General features: G+C 44.0%; 1 protein-coding gene. It reads right to left on the reverse strand.

All coding sequences use genetic code 11. From position 1 onward, the window contains the following. A partial coding sequence (locus FC36_RS06510; RefSeq protein WP_268872444.1) for a Rib/alpha-like domain-containing protein occupies positions 1–386 on the reverse strand: 386 nt, incomplete at both ends.

Genomic DNA, 386 nt, shown 5'->3' on the forward strand with positions numbered 1-386 from the left:
GTACATCGACTGTTACTTCACCAGTTTTTTGATCTACATCACCTAACTTCATGCCTGCTGGTAACTTGTTGCCCTCAGCGGTTACTGTTGTTCCAGTTGGTAACGAAGTTACTGCTTGACCGTTGGCGTCTATCAAGTCTGGTCTTACAGTTGTTTCACCTGCTTTGGTTACGTCTACAGCTGGGTAAGTCACTTCAACATCACTAGCTTTGTCTGTAACTGTCATTGGAACTGTTACTGCTTGTGTTGAACTATCTGGGTAAGTTACTTCGACTACACCGCTTGTTTGACCTGCCTTAGTTACATCTGGAGTTCTTGTCCAAGCGTATATGGTATCCGCTGGTAAGTCAGATGCATTGCCAATTACTGATTCAGCTGTTGGAGTT

Source organism: Ligilactobacillus equi DSM 15833 = JCM 10991 (assembly GCF_001435735.1).
Taxonomy (GTDB): Bacteria; Bacillota; Bacilli; order Lactobacillales; family Lactobacillaceae; genus Ligilactobacillus; species Ligilactobacillus equi.